The sequence below is a fragment of the Mycolicibacterium sp. XJ879 genome (genome assembly GCF_053483935.1).
On sequence record NZ_JBEFTH010000005.1, the window covers coordinates 200,206 to 218,513 of the forward strand.

Consider the following 18,308-nt stretch of genomic DNA (forward strand, 5'->3'; position numbering starts at 1 on the left):
CGCCGAGCTAGAACACGTTCTAGTCTTTGAGCATGGGGTTCTTGAAACAAGACGCGCCGGTCGTCGACTACGAGCAGTGGAGCAAGGGCACCCGCGCCGAGAAGATCGTGCCGATGGCGCGGCACTGGGCCGAGGTGGGGTTCGGGACGCCCGTCGTCCTGCACCTGTTCTACGTCGTCAAGATCTTGCTCTACATCCTCGGCGCTTGGCTGGTGTTGCTCACGACCGAGGGCATCGACGGGTTCACCAACGTCACCTCCTGGTACAACGAGCCGATCGTGTTCGAGAAGGTCGTGCTCTACACGATGCTGTTCGAGGTCGTCGGCCTGGGATGCGGGTTCGGGCCGCTGAACAACCGCTTCTTCCCGCCGATGGGCTCGATCCTGTATTGGTTGCGGCCCAACACCATTCGGCTGCCACCGTGGCCGACCCGCATCCCGCTGACCAAGGGGACCAGGCGCACACCGTTCGATGCGCTGCTGTATGCCGCGCTGGTGGTGATGCTCGTCGTGGCCTTGTTCTCCGACGGCACCGGCCCGATCCCCGAACTCGGGACGACGGTGGGTGTGCTGCCGGTGTGGCAGATTTGGGCGATCCTGGGCCTCCTCGCGGTGCTGGGGCTGCGCGACAAGGTGATCTTCTTGGCCGCCCGCGGCGAGGTGTATGCCTCGCTGGCGGTGTGCTTTCTGTTCGCAGACGCCGACATCATCCTCGCCGCCAAGCTGGTCTGCCTGACGATTTGGCTGGGCGCGGCCACATCCAAGCTCAACAAGCACTTCCCGTTCGTCATCTCGACGATGATGAGCAACAACCCGGTGTTCCGGCCGAAGTGGATCAAACGCAAGTTCTTCGAACGCTTTCCGGACGATCTGCGGCCGGGTCGGCTGTCGCGATGGCTTGCGCACTTCAGCACCGCCATCGAGGGCCTGGTCCCGCTCGTATTGTTCTTCTCGGGCGGCGGCTGGCCGACCTACATCGCCGCGTTCATCATGGTGTGCTTCCACTTCGGCATCCTGTCGTCGATACCGATGGGTGTTCCGCTGGAGTGGAACGTCTTCATGATGTTCGCCGTGGTGGCGTTGTTCGTCGGGCACGCCGGGATCGGGCTGGGCGACCTGCAGAGCCCCTGGCCGATCGTGCTGTTCGCCGTCCTGGCCACGACGGTGGCGCTGGGAAACCTTTTTCCCCGCAAGGTGTCCTTCCTGCCGGGGATGCGCTACTACGCGGGCAACTGGGACACCGGGCTGTGGTGCATGAAACCCTCAGCCGCCGAGAAGCTCGAGAAGGGCATCGTGTCGATCGCGAGTATGCCGCAGGCGCAGATGGAACGCTACTACGGCAGCCCCGAGACCGCGCAGATGTACCTCTACATGGGATATGCGTTCCGCGCCTTCAACACTCACGGCCGCGCGATGTTCACGCTTGCGCACCGCGCGATGGCCGGACACAACGAGGACGACTATGTGTTGACCGACGGGGAGCGCATCTGCAGCACCGCGATCGGATGGAACTTCGGCGACGGCCACATGCACAACGAGCAGCTCATCGACGCGCTGCAGGAGCGCTGTCACTTCGAACCCGGTGAGGTCCGGGTCGTGTTGATCGACGGCCAGCCCATCCACCGCCAGACCCAGCAGTACCGGTTGGTGGACGCGGCCACCGGCGAATTCGAGCGGGGCTTCATCCGGGTCGCCGACATGGTGACGCGCCAACCCTGGGACGACACCATCCCGGTGCAGGTGACGTGGCGGGATTCCGCGCAACCGCGGGCGGATCGAGACCCCGCGCATTAGCAATTCCGCCTACCAACCAGTAGGTTGACCTAGTAAACCTTGTTCGTTTACGTTCAGGGGTGACCCGTTTCGGGCCGAGCCCTGCGTGGGAACAACATCGAACTTCGAAGGAGAAGGTCATGGCTGAAGCCGTCATCGTCGAGGCCGTGCGGTCGCCGGTCGGCAAGCGCAACGGCGGACTGTCGGGCGTCCATCCCGGCGAGCTGTCGGCGCAGGTCCTCAACGGTCTCGTCGAACGCGCGGGCGTCGATCCCGCGCTGGTCGACGACGTCATCTGGGGTTGTGTCATGCAGGCCGGTGAGCAGGCGCTCGACATCGCCCGCACCGCGGTGCTCGCGGCCGGGTGGCCTGAGACCGTGCCGGGGGTCACCGTCGACCGCCAGTGCGGTTCGAGCCAGCAGTCAGTGCACTTCGCCGCCGCGGGCGTGGTCGCCGGCCACTACGACGTGGTGGTCGCAGGCGGCGTGGAGTCGATGTCACGCACGCCGATGGGTTCCTCGCTGGCCAACGGCGGGCACCCCTACCCCGATGCGTTCCGCAACCGCTACCAGCAGACCCCGAACCAGGGCATCGGCGCCGAGATGATTGCCGAACAGTGGGGCTTCGACCGCGCCGCGCTCGACCAGTTCTCGCTGGATTCCCATGAGAAGGCCGCCGCTGCACAGGATTCGGGCGCCTTCGATGACGAGATCGTCGGGATCAAGGACCAGGACGGCAATCCAGTGCTCAAGGACGAGGGCATCCGCCGCGGCACCACCCTGGAGAAGATGGGCCAGCTGAAGCCGGCGTTCAAGGAGGACGGCGTCATCCATGCCGGTAACTCCTCGCAGATCTCCGACGGCTCGGCTGCGCTGTTGTTCATGTCCGCCGAGAAGGCGAAGTCGTTGGGCCTCAAGCCGATCGCGCGCGTTCACACCGCGACGCTGGCCGGTGCCGACCCGGTGATCATGCTGACAGCACCGATTCCCGCTACCCAGAAGGCGCTCAAGAAGTCCGGTCTGAGCGTCGATGACATCGGCGTGTTCGAGGTCAACGAGGCGTTCGCCCCGGTGCCGCTGGCGTGGCTGAAGGACATCGGCGCCGACGAGAAGAAGCTCAACCCCAACGGTGGTGCGATCGCGCTGGGACATCCGCTCGGCGGCTCGGGCGCCCGCATCATGACGACGATGCTCTATCACATGCGGGCCAAGGGCATTCAGTACGGCCTGCAGACCATGTGTGAGGGTGGCGGGCAGGCCAACGCCACCATTCTCGAGCTGCTGTGACCGAAGAGGCGACCGCCCCGGCCGCTCTGAGCGAGCGGCGGGGCAGGAATGATGACGTACTGCTCATCACCCTCAACCGGCCCGAGGCGCGCAACGCCGTCAACAGCGCGGTGAGCACCGCCGTCGGCGACGCGTTGCAGCAGGCGCAAGACGATCCCGAGGTGCGCGCGGTGGTGCTCACCGGCGCCGGCGAATCATTTTGTGCTGGAGCCGATCTCAAGGCGATTTCGCGTCGTGAGAACCTGTTCCACCCAGACCATCCGGACTGGGGTTTCGCCGGGTACGTCCGGCACTACATCGACAAGCCGACCATCGCCGCGGTCAACGGCACCGCACTGGGCGGTGGCACCGAGCTGGCGCTGGCCAGCGATCTGGTGGTGGCCGAGCGGCGGGCCAAGTTCGGTCTGCCCGAGGTCAAGCGTGGCTTGATCGCGGCGGCCGGCGGGGTGTTCCGGGTCGTCGATCACCTGCCGCGCAAGGTCGCGATGGAGTTGTTGTTCACGGGTGAACCGATGACGTCGGATGACGCGCTGAAGTGGGGCCTGATCAACGAGGTGGTGCCCGACGGCACCGCGGTCGACGCGGCATTGGCGCTGGCCGAACGGATTACGTGCAATGCACCGCTGGCGGTGTGGGCCAGCAAGCGGGTGGCGATGGGCGTCGACGACGGCGTGATCGTCGGCGACGAACCGGGCTGGACCAGAACCATGAGCGAGATCGCCACCGTGATCCGCTCCGAGGACGCCAAAGAAGGACCGCTGGCCTTCGCCGAGAAGCGCCAGCCCGTATGGAAAGCAAAGTAAGCAAGTAATGAAACGACTGGTTTTCGAACCCGAGCACGAGCAGTTGCGCGAGACGGCACGCCAGTTCCTGGAAAAGGAATGCGCACCGCACGTCGAAAAGTGGGAGCAGGACCGGCTGGTCGCGCGCGAAGCCTACGCTGCCGCAGGCAAATACGGGCTCATCGGGTTCAACATGCCCGAGGAGTACGGCGGCGGCGGTGTCGACGACTTCCGGTTCAACGCGGTCATCGTCGAGGAGTTCGCGAAGTTCGGCCCGGCCACCCCGGGGCTGAGCCTGCAGAACGACATCGTCGGGCCCTATTTCGCGTCGCTGGCCAACGAGGAACAGAAGCGGCGCTGGCTGCCCGGCTACATTACCGGCGAGCTGATCGGCGCCATCGCGATGACCGAGCCCGGTGCGGGCAGCGACCTCGCCGGCATCAAGACCACCGCCGTCCGCGACGGTGACGACTGGATCCTCAACGGCTCCAAGACCTTCATCTCCGCAGGCATCAACAGCGACCTGGTCATCGTGGTGGCCCGCACCGACCCAGAGGCCGGGCACAAGGGCTTCTCGCTGCTGGTCGTCGAGCGCGGCATGGAAGGCTTCGAACGCGGCCGCAAGCTCGACAAGATGGGGCTGCACGCCGCCGACACCGCCGAGCTGCACTTCGAGAATGTTCGGGTGCCCGGTAGCAACCTGCTCGGCAAGGAGGGGCGGGGCTTCTACCACCTGATGACCAACCTGCCGTCGGAGCGGTTGTCGATCGCCGTGGCCGCCATCGCCGGCGCGCGCGCGACGTTCGATGAGACGCTGCAATATGTCAAGGACCGCAAGGCTTTCGGGCAGCCCATCGGTAGCTTCCAGCACAACCGGTTCGTGATGGCCGAGATGGCCACCGAGCTGGAGATCGCCGAGCAGTACATCGACCGGTGCCTGCGCGCGGTGGTCGACGGGGAGCTGACGGCCGTGCAGGCGTCCAAGGCCAAGTGGTGGTGCACCGAACTCGGCAAGCGCGTGGTCGACAACTGTGTGCAGCTGCACGGCGGCTACGGCTACATGAACGAGTACAAGGTCGCCCGCGACTACGTCGACGTGCGCATCCAGACGATCTTCGGCGGTACGACCGAGATCATGAAGGAGATCATCGGCCGCGACCTGGGTTTGTAATCCGTCGAGACCAACGTTTTGGCGGATTCAACGCGCATGTATCCGCCAAAGCGTCCGTCTCGGCGAAACCGGGTCAGCCGATGGGGGCTTCGGCGGCCGGGACCGGCGACGGCTCCGTCGTCGTGGTGGGCGTCTCGGTTGTCGTCGTCGCCGAGGCCGTCGGGGTGGCGGCCGCCGGCGGGTTGGTCGGATCCAGCACCGTGTCGATCAGATAGATGCGGGCATTATCGGCCTGGATACCGCCGCAGACCACCTTGGCGGTGTCGTTGACGGTGATGTCGCCGCCCGTACCGGTCACCTTGATCTCCGCGCCCTGCTGGGTGGGCCGCTGCCCCTTGACGTCGTTCGGGCCCAGAATGCCGAGGAACACATGGTAGTAGTCCAGGTCGGTCAGCGCGGCCGGATCAGCTTTCAACGCGTCGAGCTGCGCAGGCGGCAGCGCCGCGAAGGCCTCGTTGGTCGGCGCGAACACCACATACGGGCCGTTCTCCAACACCGGCACGACGTTGACCGCCGGGTTGAGTCCACCCGAGATCGCCGAGTAGAAGGTGCTGGCCTCCGGGATGCTCTGCAGCGCCTGCCCGACCGGCAACTGGGCTAGCGCCTCCCAGTTCGGCACCGCCTCCCTGAAGGCGTCGCAGCCCGGCCCCTCCGGATTGGGAATCTCGACGGTGGGCTCCGGCTCCTCGGCCGGCTGGGCATACGCGGTTACCGCCAACGGCACAGAGAGGGCCATCGCCGCGATTCCGGCGGCGGCGCCAATGGCCTTGCTGGTGCGAGTCTTCACTTACAGCTCCTCGGCTCGGTTCACGTCGTCACGCATGTTAAAGGCACTCGAGCGACAACACCAAAGCGATGACCACGCAAAACACCAGCGGCACCCGGCCTGAGCTGCGGGTTTTCATTGGTCAACGGTCGCGTCACACAGCGTCTCCGATACCTTCCACAACGCGGCGGCGCCACGGCCCGTCAGCACCATGTGCGCGCCCGTCGACGCCGTCGACCACGTCCACCGCAGTGCGCACGGCTGCTCAGGTTATCTGAACGGGTCATGCCTACGATGGCGCGCATGCCCGAACCGCTGATCCTGCCCATCCGTGGCAACACCCCCCAACTCCACGCCGAATCCTGGGTGGCGCCGAACGCGGCGGTGATCGGTCAGGTCACCCTCGCGGCCAGGGCCAGCATCTGGTACGGAGCGACGCTGCGCGCCGAGTTCGAGCCGATTGAGGTCGGCTCCGGCACGAACCTCCAGGACGGGGTCACCGTGCACGTCGACCCCGAATTCCCGGTGAGCGTCGGCGCGGGCGTGAGCGTCGGCCACAACGCCGTGCTGCACGGTTGCGTGATCGAGGACGACGTGCTCATCGGCATGGGCGCGGTTATCCTCAACGGTGCGCGGATCGGAAGCGGGTCGCTAATCGCTGCGGGCGCGCTGGTGCCGCAGGGGATCGTGGTGCCACCGCGCTCGCTGGTTACCGGCATCCCCGGGACCATCCGCCGCGAGCTCAGCGAGGCCGAGGTCGCAGGGAACCGGTACAACGCACAGGCGTATCAACGGCTCATCGAACTGCACCGCGAAGCGACCGGCTAAATTCCGGGTCTATCGGGTACAGCCCTACTGTGAAAACTGTGCGGATCCTGGTCACCGGCGCGACCGGCTACATCGGTTCACGTCTTGTCACGACCCTGCTCGACCAGGGCCACGACGTCGTCACCGTCAGCCGAAACCCGGCTCGGCTGGCCGGTTTCGGCTGGTACGAACGCGTCACCGCGGTGTCGCTGGACGCGCACGACGCGGCGTCGGCGCGGCAGGCTTTCGCCGACGCGGGCCCGATCGACGTCGTGTACTACCTCGTGCACGGCATCGGCGAACCCGATTTCCGGGACGCCGACAAGCGCGCGGCGACCAACGTGGCCAACGCCGCCAAGGACGCCGGTGTGCGACGGATCGTGTATCTGGGCGGCTTCGTGCCCGACGAGCACGACCTGTCCGAGCATTTGACCAGCCGCGCGGAAGTCGCCGAGGCGTTGCGGGTGGACGGTGGCGCGGACGTGGTGTGGTTGGGCGCGGCGATGATCATCGGGGCGGGGTCGACGTCGTTTGAGATGCTGCGTTACGTCGGTGACCGGTTCCTGGTCATCCCGTTGCCTGCCTGGTCGGCCAACCCGATCGATCCGATCTCGATCCAAGATGTGCTGTACTACTTGGTCGCTGTGGCCGACGTCGACCGTGTGCCCGCAGGCGCCTACGACATCAGCGGTCCGGAGACCACGTCCTACGGCGATCTGATGCGCAGCTATGCGCGTATCGCGGGCAAGTGGCGCGCCGAACTGCCGGTCGTCGGTATCGATGTCGGCGTGGTGTCGTGGATGACGGCTGCGGTGCTGCCGGTCCCGGGCGGGCTGGCCGCGGATCTCGTTGAGTCACTTGATCATCCGATGATGGCCTCCGATTCGGGGCTGCGTGACCTCGTCGGTGAGCCGCCCGGCGGGCTGGTGGACATCGACGAGGCGATCACCCGTGCACTTTCGAGTCGGCGGCCGATGCCGGTCGACGAACTCGCCGACCCGCATCATCTGGCCGACACCGATCCGGTGTGGGCCGGCGGCGACACGCTGCGCATCCGCCAACTGGCCCGTGCCGTAACGCCGTCGATCGCGCGGCCGGCGCTGGGGTTGATCGGCGCGGTGCCGGGGCCCGTCGCGGCGGCCGTGCGCACCGGACTCGACACCTTGCTGGGCTTGGTGCCGAAGGCCCGCCCCGCATGACCTCTACCGACGGGTTCCTCAGCGAGGTGCGCGATATCGCCACCACCGTCGCCGTCCCACATAACGAACCGCCCGGGGTGATCCGTCGCCGCCGCATCACCGTGGCTGTGGTGTTGGTGGTCGGCGCTGTGCTGCTTGGCTATTCGCTCACCCGGTCGCCCGGCGACGAATCTTTCTACTGGCTGACGCTGGCGCTGGCCGCGGTGTGGGCGCTCGGTGCGCTGGTGTCGGGCCCGCTGCATCTGGGGTGCGTGAGGTTTCGTGGACGCAACCAACGGCCGGTGATCACCGGCACGGTCGTCGGGCTGGCGTTGGGCGGCGCGTTCGTCGTGGGCGGCCTGATCGCACGCGAGATCCCCGGCGTGCGCGAATACATCACCCGTGTCCTCGAATTCGCCGACTACGGTCCGCTGGTGTTGGTCGTCTTCATCACGGTGGTCAACGGGGTGGCCGAGGAGATGTACTTTCGCGGTGCGCTCTACACCGCACTGGGCGGTTTTCATCCGGTACTGGTCTCGACGGTGCTCTATGTCGTTGCGACATCGGCGACCACTGGGAACCCGATGCTGGGCTTCGCCGCGATCATCCTCGGCACGGTCTGCGCGCTGGAGCGCCGAGCGACCGGCGGCGTGCTCGCACCGATGCTCACCCACTTCTTCTGGGGTTTGGTCATGGTGCTCGCACTGCCGCCGATCTTCGGCGTCTAGCTCACCGCAGCGGGTGGGCCAGCTCGTCGCGGCGCATCCGCGCGGCCCACATCGCGATCGCGGCCAGCAGCGGCGGCGCGATACCGGCCACCAAGAAGATCGTTTGCATGGAAACGACTTTCGACAGCGGTCCGACGATCGCGAACGACACCGGCAGGAACGCCAATGAGACGAAGAAGTCCAGGCTGGACACCCGGCCCAGCATCGCCCTCGGCACCCGCCGCTGCAGCAGCGTGCCCCAGATGACCATGCCTGCACCGTCGGTGACGCCGATGACGAACGTCGCCGCCGCCATCAACGCAAACGACGAGGTGAAGCCAAACACCACCAGCGGTATGGACCCCAGGCCCCACATGGCCATCATCGCCGTGAGGTAGCGCCGCGGTAGCCGGCCCGACGAAACCGCCAGCGCGCCAATGGCGCTGCCCATACCGAAGAACGCTAGGATGAAGCCGTAGCGGCGGGCGCCGTCGGCGAAACGGTCGTTGGCCACGAACGGCAGCAGCACCTCGATCGGGCCCAGCACCACGAGCACGAACATGCTGGCGAACAGCAACGTCCACAGCAGCCACGGGGTGCCGAGCACGAACACGAAGCCGTCGCGCAGATCTCGCAGCACATGCGAATTATGCTCGGAGACAACAGGCGTCGGGTCCGGGCGGGTCGCGATCAGCAACGCCAGGCCGAGGGTGAACAGGACCGCGACGACCGTGGCGCCCAGTGCCGGGAACGCCGCTCCGATGACGACGCCTGCCACGGCGGGGCCGACGGCGCGTTGAAACACCGGGCGCACCACGCCTTCGACGCCGTTGGCGGCAAGCAACTGCTCGGGCGGCAGGATCCGCGGCAGGATCGCGCTGTAGGCGGGGAAGAAGAACGCCGCCGCGCCGCCGAGCCCCGCCGCACCCACCGCCAGATGCCAGATTTGCAGCGTCCCAAGCATTCCCAGCGCCGCGATGGTTGACGAGGCGAGCACGTTGACCGCCTGGACCGCGATGATGATGGCGCGTTGCGGCAACCGGTCAGCGGCGATCCCGCCCACCAATACCAAGCCGACAAGGGCGGCGCCGAAGCACGTCGTCACCAGCGACAGAGACACCGGGTCGTTGTTGAGTTCGATCACCTGCATCGCCAGCACGACCGCGAACATGCCGTCGGCGAAGATCGACAGCGTGACCGCCGTGATCAGCAGCCGGTACTCGCGGAACCGAAACGGTGCGAGTACGCGCCAGCCGCCGGCGTCGCGGACCGGCTTGATATCGAATTGCGTACTCACCCACAGATGGTCGCCGACGCGTCATCGCGGCGTCCACCGATTTTTCTCCCTGTGCGCGGGGCCCGCGGGGTGAGCGGGAGCCTAGAAGTCGGAGAACTTGGCGGGGCGGCGCTGCTGGAATGCGGTGATGCCCTCGATGAAGTCCGGCGAGGTCAGCAGCGCCAGCTGACCCTCCCGCTCACGACCCAGCGCCGATTCGAACTCGGTCAGGGTCGCGGCGTTGATGGCGTGCTTGGTCTTTCGCAGCGCCACTGCCGGCCCCGACACCAGCGTGGTGAGCATCTCGTCGACCATGGCGTCGAACTCGTCGGCCGGATGGACCGCGGACACCAGGCCCCAATCGTAGGCGTCCGCGGCGGTGATCCGCTCGGCCAGCAGCGCCATCCGGAACGCGCGGATGCGGCCGATCGCGGCGGCCACCAGCGCCGAGGCCCCGCCGTCGGGCATCAGCCCGATCTTGGTGAACGCCAACATGAAATAGGCGTTCTCTGAAGCGAGTACGACGTCGCAGGCCAGCGCCAGCGACACGCCGACACCGGCCGCCGGGCCGTGCACCGCCGCGACGACGGGCTGGGGCAGGTTCACGATCGAGCGGACCGCGCGGTTGGCCGCATCCAGCACCGAGGCCGGACCGTCGACGCTCTTCTGCGCCTGGTCGTCGTCGCCGATGCCGGCGCCGGAACAGAACCCGCGACCCGCGCCGCCGAGCCGCACCGCCTTGACGCGCGAATCAGCGGCCGCGGTTTCGAGTGCGTCCGCGATACCGTCCAGCATCGGTCGGGTCAGTGAGTTGAGGCTGTCCGGCCGGTTCAGCTTCACCGACAGCACGCCGTCGGACAACTCCACAAGAAGATTGTCGGTACCGGTGTAGGTATGCACGCTGGAACCCGCGGTTGTCATGGCTGCACCCTAAATCCGGTCCACTTGGTTATACAAGTAAGCTATGTCGGCGGTCGGCAGCGTTCGCGCGGATGAAGGGCGGTTGAGTATGGCTGGACCACTGCACGGACTTCGAGTCATCGAACTGGCCAGCATCGGCCCGGGTCCGCACGCCGCGATGATCCTCGGCGACCTCGGCGCTGACGTGGTGCGCGTCGACCGGCCCGGCAAAATGGGCGGCGTCCCGACCAAGAACCGCGAAGCCACCCTGCGCAACCGCCGGTCGGTGACCGCCGACCTCAAGTCAGAGGAAGGCCGCGACCTGGTGCTGCAGCTCGTCGCCAAGGCCGACGTACTCATCGAAGGTCTGCGCCCGGGGGTGACCGAACGGTTGGGCCTGGGCCCCGAGGACTGCGCGAAGGTCAACGAACGCCTCATCTATGCCCGGATGACCGGTTGGGGCCAGACCGGTCCGCGGCGGCTGCAGGCGGGCCACGACATCAACTACATCTCGCTCAACGGTGTGCTGCACAGCATCGGGCGGGCGGGGGAGCGGCCCGTTCCGCCGCTGAACCTCACCGGCGACTTCGGCGGCGGATCGATGTTTCTGCTCGTCGGCATCCTCTCGGCGCTGTGGGAACGGCAGACCTCCGGCAAGGGCCAGGTGGTCGACGCCGCGATGATCGACGGGTCCAGCGTGCTGGCCCAGATGATCTGGGGCTTCCGCCAGGACGGGCTGTGGTCCGACGAGCGCGGGGTCAACATCCTCGACGGCGGCGCCCCGTACTACGACACCTACACCTGCGCCGACGGCCGCTACATCGCCGTCGGCTGCATCGAGCCGCAGTTCTACGCGGAGTTCCTCAAGGGCCTGGGCCTGGACGGGGAGGACCTGCCCGACCAGAACGACGCCGGTCGCTGGCCTGAACTGCGCGCCCGCTTCACCGAGGTCATCGGCGGAAAGGACCGCGGCCACTGGGCGAAGGTGTTCGCCAACAGCGATGCCTGCGTGACGCCGGTGTTGTCGTTCGGTGAGGTGGAGTCCGAACCGCACGTCACCGAGCGCAGCACCTTCTACCGGGACGGTGACCATCTGCAGCCGATGCCCGCGCCTCGGTTCTCGCGCAGCGTGTTGCCGACCCCAACACCGCCCGGCGAGGCCGGCGCGGACACCGAAGCCGTCCTGCGGGACTGGACGTAGAGAAGGGAATTCATTTCAGTGGAGATCAAAGACGCTGCAGCCGTCGTCACCGGAGGCGCTTCGGGCCTCGGCCTGGCGACCACGAAGCGACTGCTCGACCGCGGCGCATCGGTCGTCGTCATCGACCTCAAGGGTGGTGACGCCGTCGCGGAACTCGGTGATCGCGCCAAGTTCGTCGAGGCCAACGTGACCGACCCCGATGCGGTGACCGCGGCGCTGGACGAGGCCGAGAAGATGGGTCCGCTGCGCATCAACGTCAACTGCGCGGGCATCGGCAATGCGGTCAAGACGCTGTCCAAGGACGGCCCGTTTCCGCTGGACGGCTTCAAGAAGGTCGTCGAGGTGAACCTGATCGGCACCTTCAACGTGCTGCGGCTGTCGGCCGAGCGGATCGCCCGGCAAGAGCCCCTCGCCGGAAAGAACGGGAGTGAGCGCGGCGTCATCGTCAACACCGCGTCGGTGGCAGCGTTCGAAGGGCAGATCGGCCAAGCCGCGTACTCGGCGTCCAAAGGCGGGGTGGTCGGCATGACGCTGCCGATCGCGCGCGACCTCTCGCGCGAGTTGATCCGCGTCTGCACCATCGCACCGGGTCTGTTCAAGACGCCGCTGCTGGGCTCGCTGCCCGAGGAGGCGCAACAGTCGCTGGGCAAGCAGGTGCCGCATCCGGCCCGCCTCGGCGATCCCGACGAGTACGGCGCGCTGGCCGTGCACATCGTGGAGAACCCGATGCTCAACGGTGAAGTGATCCGCCTCGACGGCGCCATCCGAATGGCCCCGAGGTAGGCCCCGATGGCAATCAGGACGAAGTTCACCGAGACGTTTGGGGTCGAGCACCCCATCGTGCAGGGCGGTATGCAGTGGGTTGGTCGCGCGGAACTCGTTGCAGCGGTGGCCAATGCGGGTGCGTTGGGTTTCATCACCGCGTTGACCCAGCCGACGCCTGCGGATCTGGCCAAGGAGATCGACCGGTGCCGCGAGCTCACTGACAAACCGTTCGGGGTGAACCTGACGATCCTGCCGACCATCAACCCGCCGCCCTATGACGAGTACCGGCAGGTGATCGTCGACTCCGGTATCAAGATCGTCGAGACCGCCGGCTCCAACCCGGCGCCGCACCTGCCGATGTTTCACGACAACGGGATCAAGGTGCTGCATAAGTGCACATCGGTGCGCCACGCGGTCAAGGCGCAGAGCCTCGGTGTCGACGGCATCAGCATCGACGGTTTCGAATGTGCGGGCCATCCCGGTGAGGACGACATCCCGGGGTTGGTGCTCATCCCGGCGGCGGCCACCAAGATCGACATCCCGATGATCGCCTCGGGCGGCTTCGCCGATGCGCGGGGTCTGGTGGCCGCGCTGGCGCTCGGCGCCGACGGCATCAACATGGGTTCGCGGTTCATGTGCACGGTCGAGTCGGCGATCCATCAGAACGTCAAGGAAGCGATCGTGGCGGGCAGCGAACTCGACACCGAGCTGATCTTCCGGCCGCTGCGCAATACCGCCCGCGTCGCCAGCAACAAGGTGTCGCGCGAGGTGGTGGAGATCCTCGACCGCGGCGGGCAGTTCGAGGACGTCAAGGACCTGGTCGCGGGAACCCGCGGCGTCAAGGTGTTCGAGGTCGGCGATTTGGATGCCGGCATCTGGAGTGTCGGCACGGCGATGGGCCTCATCAACGACATCCCCACCTGCGGTGAGTTGGTGTCGCGGATGGTGGCCGAGGCCGAGGAGATCATCAGCGACCGGCTGACCGGCATGGTCGAAGCCGACCAGGAAGAAAGTGTGGCGTAAAGCAGGGATCAGCGAGGGGCCCGCGGTGGGCAAACAGTCACGGCCGACCGCGCCGCTCGCTCGGGGCGCGTGAGGTCAGACCGCGGTGCGCAGCGGCTGGTCGTCGTCGAGCTGTTCGGAGGTGTCGCCTTCTACCAGGACATCGCCGTGGTAGAGCGCCTCGAAATCAACCTTGATGACATCGGCACTGGTGTCGTCGATCCACATGTACTGAACAGTAACCATTACGTCTAAGGATTCATTGAGTCACGAATCGGAATATCGTGGCAATTCTTACCGCCGGGTAGGTTCCGCGGCCTGTTTTGGCGCGGCTCTTAGCGCCGAGCAGACGCAAAGTCGCGTGTTGACACGCCGAAATGTGCGAGTTTGCGTCTGCTCACCCGGGGAAAGTTACCGAGCCGGCGCGGTGAAGTGGATCGGGTTCGTGCCGTTGAGCGCGACCCAGGTCAAGATCGCTGCCGCGAACGCCGCGACCAGCAGTCCCACGGCGATCCGCGGCGACCAGGTGGTGCGGCCCAGGACCCGAGCATCGACCGAATATGCCCCCGCCCCGGCGAACAGCAGCGCAGTTGTGCCGATGCCGATCAGGAACGGCACGTTGAACGGCTGCGACCAGAACGCGGCCGTCGAGACGTTGACCGCCCAGGCGTCGATCATCGCCGCGATCACCGCGAACGCGGCCAGCGGCGTCAGCACGCCGAGGATCAACGCGATGCCGCCGAGGGTCTCGGCGGTGGTGACCATCAGCGCGGCCAACGTGGGGGCCCGCCAACCGCCGGCCGTCATGAACTCGACCGTCGTGCTGAAGTCGAAAGCCTTGATCAGACCGGCCTGAAGAATCGCCGCGCCGACCCCGATACGCAGGATCAACAGGCCGATATCACCGGTGGCCGCCCGGGCTGGGGTGTGCAGTTCCGTTGTCGTCATATCGAATACGACTACCAGAGCAGGCTGAACTCATCGCACGATCTCTCGCTGAACGGTTCCGGGTAGTCGGTGCGTGTCATCGGTGGGGCGCATTGACCCGCATTGGTTACCGCTGTTAAGTTACCCGCGTTATCCACGGATTGGAGGGACGCGACGTGCTGCAACGCATCGCCCGCCTGGGGCTGGCCGCGCCGCGCCGGATCATCGCGGTCGCGGCGCTCGGCATGGTCGCCTGCGGAATCTTCGGCGTCCCCGTCGTCAAGCATCTGTCCGCGGGCGGCTTCGCCGATCCGACGTCGGAGTCCGCCCAGGCCAACCAGCTACTCGTCGACAAATTCGGCCAGGGCGATATGGAGTTGCTGATCAGCGTCACCGACGACGACGGCGCGCTCAGCCCGGCCGCACGGACAGTTGCCACCGACATCGCCGCCCAGCTGCAGGCATCACCGCACGTCGTGCAGGTCGTCTCCGCATGGACGGCGCCGGAGGTGGCGACGCCAGCGTTGATCAGCAAGGACGGCAAGACCGGGTTGCTTGTCGTCGGCATCACCGGTGGTGAGAGCGGTGCGCAGAAGCACGCCAAAGAACTCACCGACCGGCTGGTGCATGACCGCGACGGGGTCACCGTGCGCGCCGGCGGTGAAGCGATGACCTACGTGCAGATCAACGGGCAGACCGAGCGGGATCTGCTGTTGATGGAGTCGATCGCGATCCCGCTGAGCTTCGTCGTGCTGGTGTGGGTGTTCGGCGGGCTGGTGGCCGCCGCGCTGCCGCTGGCGGTCGGCGGGTTCGCGATCCTGGGTTCGATGGCGGTGCTGCGGGCCGTCACCCTCGTCACCGATGTGTCGATCTTCGCGCTGAACCTGACCGTGGCGATGGGGCTGGCCCTGGCCATCGACTACACGCTGCTGATCATCAGCCGGTACCGCGACGAGCTGGCCGACGGCGCCGAGCGCGACCGTGCGCTGATCCGCACCATGGTCACCGCCGGGCGCACGGTGTTGTTCTCGGCGTTGACCGTCGCGTTGTCGATGGTCGCGATGGTGCTGTTCCCGATGTACTTCCTCAAGTCGTTCGCCTACGCAGGTGTCGCGGTGGTGACGTTCGCGGCGCTGGCCGCGGTCGTCGTCGCACCTGCGGCGATCGTGCTGGCCGGCGATCGGCTGGACGCGTTGGACGTGCGCCGGTTGGCGCGTCGGCTGCTGGGCCGTCCCGAGCCGGTGCGCAAATCCGTCGAGCAGACGTTCTGGTACCGCAGCACGAAGTTCGTCATGCGCCGGGCGATGCCGATCGGTGCGGCGATCGTGGCGTTGCTGCTGGTGCTCGGCGCGCCGTTCCTCGGCGCCAACTGGGGCTTCCCCGACGACCGGGTGCTGCCGGCGTCGGCGTCGGCGCGACAGCTCGGCGACGAACTGCGCAGCGACTTCGCCGTCGATTCCGCCCGCAACGTCACCGTCGTGATACCGGATGCGCGCGCCGTCACACCCGCCGACCTCGACCGTTACGCCCGCGCGCTGTCGCAGGTGCCCGACGTGTCCTCGGTGTCGGCGCCCAGCGGCACATTCGTGGCCGGTGCGCCGGTCGGCCCGCCGTCGGCGCCGACGGGCATCAAGGACGGCAGCGCCTTCCTGACGGTGGCCAGCACCGCGCCGCTGTTCACCGAAGCCTCCGAAGACCAGCTCGTCGCGTTGCGGGAGGTGGACACGCCGGATGGCGCTGCGGCGCAGTTGACCGGCGTCGCGCAGACCAACCGCGACAGCTCCTCGGCGGTCACATCGCGGCTGCCCCTAGTGCTCGCGGTGATCGCCGGCATCACGTTCATCCTGCTGTTCATGTTGACCGGCAGCGTGGTGCTGCCACTGAAAGCGTTGATACTCAACGTGTTGTCGCTGACCGCGGCGTTCGGCGCGCTGGTGTGGATCTTCCAGGACGGCCATCTGGGCGCGCTGGGCACGACGCCGACGGGCACCTTGGTGGCCAACATGCCGGTGCTGCTGTTCTGCATCGCGTTCGGGCTGTCGATGGACTACGAGGTGTTTTTGGTGTCGCGGATCCGGGAGTACTGGCTGCGGTCGGGCCGCACACCAGCCGACAATGACCAGAGCGTCGCGCTCGGGCTTGCCCGCACCGGCCGGGTCATCACCGCCGCGGCGCTGATCATGTCGATCTCGTTCGCCGCGCTGATTGCCGCCGAGGTGTCGTTCATGCGGATGATGGGGGTCGGCCTGACGCTGGCGATCGTCGCGGATGCGACACTGGTGCGCATGGCGCTGGTTCCCGCGTTCATGCACGTGCTCGGCCGATGGAACTGGTGGGCGCCCAAACCGCTGGCCCGGCTGCATGCGCGGATCGGCATCAGCGAGTCCGCCGAAGAGCAGGCACCGGCCAGCGGCCCGTCGTCTGAGGTAGTCGGATCGCGATGAAACGGCGGCGTGCGCCGCGCGGATCCGGTGAACGGTTGCGCGAGGAGATCCTCGACGCCACCACCGATCTGCTGCTGGAGACCGGTCACGCCAAGGCGGTGTCGATCCGGTCGGTCGCGCAGCGGGTGGGGGTGACGCCCCCGTCGATCTATCTGCACTTCGCCGACAAGGACGCGCTGCTGGACGCGGTGTGCGTGCGGTACTTCGAGAAGCTCGACGAGGAGATGCAGAGTCTGGCCGCCGACGCGCCGTCGGCGATCGAGGTGCTGCGCGCGCAGGGACTGGCCTACGTGCGGTTCGCGGTGAGAACCCCTGAGCTGTACCGGATCGCGACGATGGGCGAGGGCCGGCCCGGTAGCGATGTCGACATGATGTTGAACACGTCGGCTTTCGTGCACCTGCGCAGCTCGGTGAAGCAGCTGATGGCCGAAAATGTGTTCCCACCCGGCGACCCGGTTGCGCTCGCGCTGCAACTGTGGACGGCCGCCCATGGCGTGGCCGCGATGCTCATTTCGCGGCCATATCTGCCGTGGGGTGATGCCGAGGAGTTCACCGACCGGGTACTGCGGTCCGTGGTGGTGGGCGAGATCGTCTCGGGCACAGTCGATCCCAAGGTCAACCCGCAGGAAGCTCTCACCATGTTGAAAGGACTGCTTGATGAGCAACACCGTTGACAACCCGTTCTTCGCGCGACTGTGGACGTTCATGTCCCGCCACGAGACGGAGGCGATTCAGCGGCTGCGCCGCGAGAACCTCGCAGGTCTGTCCGGGCGGGTGCTCGAGGTCGGGGCGGGCACCGGCACCAACTTCGAGTTCTACCCGGACACGGTGACCGAGGTGGTGGCGGTCGAACCCGAGCGCCGACTGGCCGAGTTGGCGCAGCGCGCCGCCGCCGTCGCACCGGTCCCGGTGACCGTCACCGCCGACACCGTCGAGCACTACGCAAGCCACGGCGCTGAACCGTTCGACGCGGTGGTGTGCTCGCTGGTGCTGTGCTCGGTCGATGAGCCTGAAGCGGTGCTGCGCCAACTGCATTCGCTGCTGCGCCCCGGCGGTGAGTTGCGCTACCTCGAGCACATCGCCGGCACCGGGGCCCGCGCACGGATGCAGAAGCTGGCCGACGCCACGCTGTGGCCGAAGCTGTTCGGCAACTGCCACACCCACCGCCACACCGAGCAAGCCATCGGCGGCGCGGGATTTCAGGTGGCCGGCGCGCGCCGCGAGTGGACGTTGCCGACCTGGGCGCCGATTCCGGTGGCGGAGTTCGCGCTGGGCCGCGCCGTCAAGTAGCGATTTGTGTGCGTTATGGCGCGGTCAGCGCAAC

Annotated in this window: 18 protein-coding genes; 13 read left to right on the top strand and 5 right to left on the bottom strand. The window is 67.0% G+C overall.

Features of this window, described 5'->3' with window-relative positions; genetic code table 11:
* Nucleotides 1-32: 32 nt before the first annotated feature.
* From ABQF13_RS13815 to ABQF13_RS13830, 4 genes are all read left to right on the top strand, one after another.
* Nucleotides 33-1,793 carry a DUF3556 domain-containing protein gene (locus tag ABQF13_RS13815; RefSeq protein WP_448393318.1) on the top strand — a complete coding sequence of 587 codons (1,761 nt, stop codon included), beginning with the start codon at nt 33-35 and terminating at the stop codon, nt 1,791-1,793.
* Nucleotides 1,794-1,912: 119 nt separating this feature from the next.
* The gene (locus ABQF13_RS13820; RefSeq protein WP_448393319.1) at nt 1,913-3,058 is read left to right on the top strand and encodes a thiolase family protein; all 1,146 of its coding nucleotides are present in this window, start codon (nt 1,913-1,915) and stop codon (nt 3,056-3,058) included.
* A complete protein-coding gene (locus ABQF13_RS13825; protein WP_448393320.1) occupies nt 3,055-3,861 on the top strand; it encodes a crotonase/enoyl-CoA hydratase family protein in 807 nt (268 codons plus the stop codon). Before ABQF13_RS13820 ends, ABQF13_RS13825 begins: the two co-directional genes overlap by 4 nt.
* A 7-nt stretch (nt 3,862-3,868) precedes the next feature.
* Complete coding sequence (locus tag ABQF13_RS13830; RefSeq protein WP_448393321.1) at nt 3,869-5,011, top strand: acyl-CoA dehydrogenase family protein; 1,143 nt, start codon at nt 3,869-3,871, stop codon at nt 5,009-5,011.
* Between the two features lie 73 nt (nt 5,012-5,084).
* On the opposite strand, the gene ABQF13_RS13835 is transcribed toward ABQF13_RS13830, so the two are convergent.
* On the bottom strand, nt 5,085-5,798 hold the full coding sequence (locus ABQF13_RS13835) for a fasciclin domain-containing protein (RefSeq protein ID WP_448393322.1): 714 nt from the start codon (nt 5,796-5,798) through the stop codon (nt 5,085-5,087).
* A 282-nt stretch (nt 5,799-6,080) separates the two neighbouring features.
* Here ABQF13_RS13835 and ABQF13_RS13840 point away from each other — a divergent pair, with 282 nt between their 5' ends.
* From ABQF13_RS13840 to ABQF13_RS13850, 3 genes are read left to right on the top strand one after another with little or no spacing between them, the layout of a single operon-like run.
* Nucleotides 6,081-6,605 carry a gamma carbonic anhydrase family protein gene (locus ABQF13_RS13840; protein WP_448393323.1) on the top strand — a complete coding sequence of 175 codons (525 nt, stop codon included), beginning with the start codon at nt 6,081-6,083 and terminating at the stop codon, nt 6,603-6,605.
* A gap of 29 nt (nt 6,606-6,634) precedes the next feature.
* Nucleotides 6,635-7,783 carry an NAD(P)H-binding protein gene (locus tag ABQF13_RS13845; protein ID WP_448393324.1) on the top strand — a complete coding sequence of 383 codons (1,149 nt, stop codon included), beginning with the start codon at nt 6,635-6,637 and terminating at the stop codon, nt 7,781-7,783.
* Nucleotides 7,780-8,490, top strand: a complete 711-nt coding sequence (locus ABQF13_RS13850) for a CPBP family intramembrane glutamic endopeptidase (RefSeq protein ID WP_448393325.1) — start codon at nt 7,780-7,782, stop codon at nt 8,488-8,490. The genes ABQF13_RS13845 and ABQF13_RS13850 overlap by 4 nt, the downstream gene beginning before the upstream one ends.
* Nucleotide 8,491: 1 nt before the next feature.
* On the opposite strand, the gene tet(V) is transcribed toward ABQF13_RS13850, so the two are convergent.
* Nucleotides 8,492-9,748, bottom strand: a complete 1,257-nt coding sequence (tet(V), locus tag ABQF13_RS13855; protein ID WP_448393570.1) for a tetracycline efflux MFS transporter Tet(V) — start codon at nt 9,746-9,748, stop codon at nt 8,492-8,494.
* A 99-nt stretch (nt 9,749-9,847) separates the two neighbouring features.
* Nucleotides 9,848-10,666, bottom strand: a complete 819-nt coding sequence (locus ABQF13_RS13860) for an enoyl-CoA hydratase (RefSeq protein ID WP_448393326.1) — start codon at nt 10,664-10,666, stop codon at nt 9,848-9,850.
* A gap of 88 nt (nt 10,667-10,754) precedes the next feature.
* Between ABQF13_RS13860 and ABQF13_RS13865 the strand changes: the two genes are divergently transcribed.
* The 3 genes from ABQF13_RS13865 to ABQF13_RS13875 are packed head-to-tail and all read left to right on the top strand — an operon-like array spanning nt 10,755 to nt 13,634.
* Nucleotides 10,755-11,846, top strand: coding sequence for a CaiB/BaiF CoA transferase family protein (locus ABQF13_RS13865; RefSeq protein ID WP_448393327.1), 1,092 nt, complete (start codon nt 10,755-10,757; stop codon nt 11,844-11,846).
* Between the two features lie 18 nt (nt 11,847-11,864).
* Entirely contained in the window at nt 11,865-12,629 is a 765-nt protein-coding gene (locus ABQF13_RS13870; protein WP_448393328.1) for a 3-hydroxyacyl-CoA dehydrogenase, read from the top strand.
* A gap of 6 nt (nt 12,630-12,635) precedes the next feature.
* Nucleotides 12,636-13,634 (top strand): NAD(P)H-dependent flavin oxidoreductase, encoded by a 999-nt coding sequence (locus tag ABQF13_RS13875; protein WP_448393329.1) that lies wholly within the window; start codon nt 12,636-12,638, stop codon nt 13,632-13,634.
* 75 nt (nt 13,635-13,709) lie between these two features.
* Here the strand turns inward: ABQF13_RS13875 and ABQF13_RS13880 are convergent, their stop codons facing one another.
* Entirely contained in the window at nt 13,710-13,859 is a 150-nt protein-coding gene (locus ABQF13_RS13880; protein WP_448393588.1) for a hypothetical protein, read from the bottom strand.
* A gap of 165 nt (nt 13,860-14,024) precedes the next feature.
* Complete coding sequence (locus tag ABQF13_RS13885) at nt 14,025-14,561, bottom strand: DoxX family protein (RefSeq protein ID WP_448393330.1); 537 nt, start codon at nt 14,559-14,561, stop codon at nt 14,025-14,027.
* 155 nt (nt 14,562-14,716) lie between these two features.
* Here ABQF13_RS13885 and ABQF13_RS13890 point away from each other — a divergent pair, with 155 nt between their 5' ends.
* From ABQF13_RS13890 to ABQF13_RS13900, 3 genes are read left to right on the top strand one after another with little or no spacing between them, the layout of a single operon-like run.
* Entirely contained in the window at nt 14,717-16,984 is a 2,268-nt protein-coding gene (locus tag ABQF13_RS13890) for an MMPL family transporter (RefSeq protein ID WP_448393331.1), read from the top strand.
* Nucleotides 16,981-17,658, top strand: coding sequence for a TetR/AcrR family transcriptional regulator (locus ABQF13_RS13895; protein WP_448393332.1), 678 nt, complete (start codon nt 16,981-16,983; stop codon nt 17,656-17,658). Before ABQF13_RS13890 ends, ABQF13_RS13895 begins: the two co-directional genes overlap by 4 nt.
* Complete coding sequence (locus tag ABQF13_RS13900) at nt 17,642-18,274, top strand: class I SAM-dependent methyltransferase (protein ID WP_448393333.1); 633 nt, start codon at nt 17,642-17,644, stop codon at nt 18,272-18,274. Before ABQF13_RS13895 ends, ABQF13_RS13900 begins: the two co-directional genes overlap by 17 nt.
* Nucleotides 18,275-18,308 lie beyond the last annotated feature (34 nt).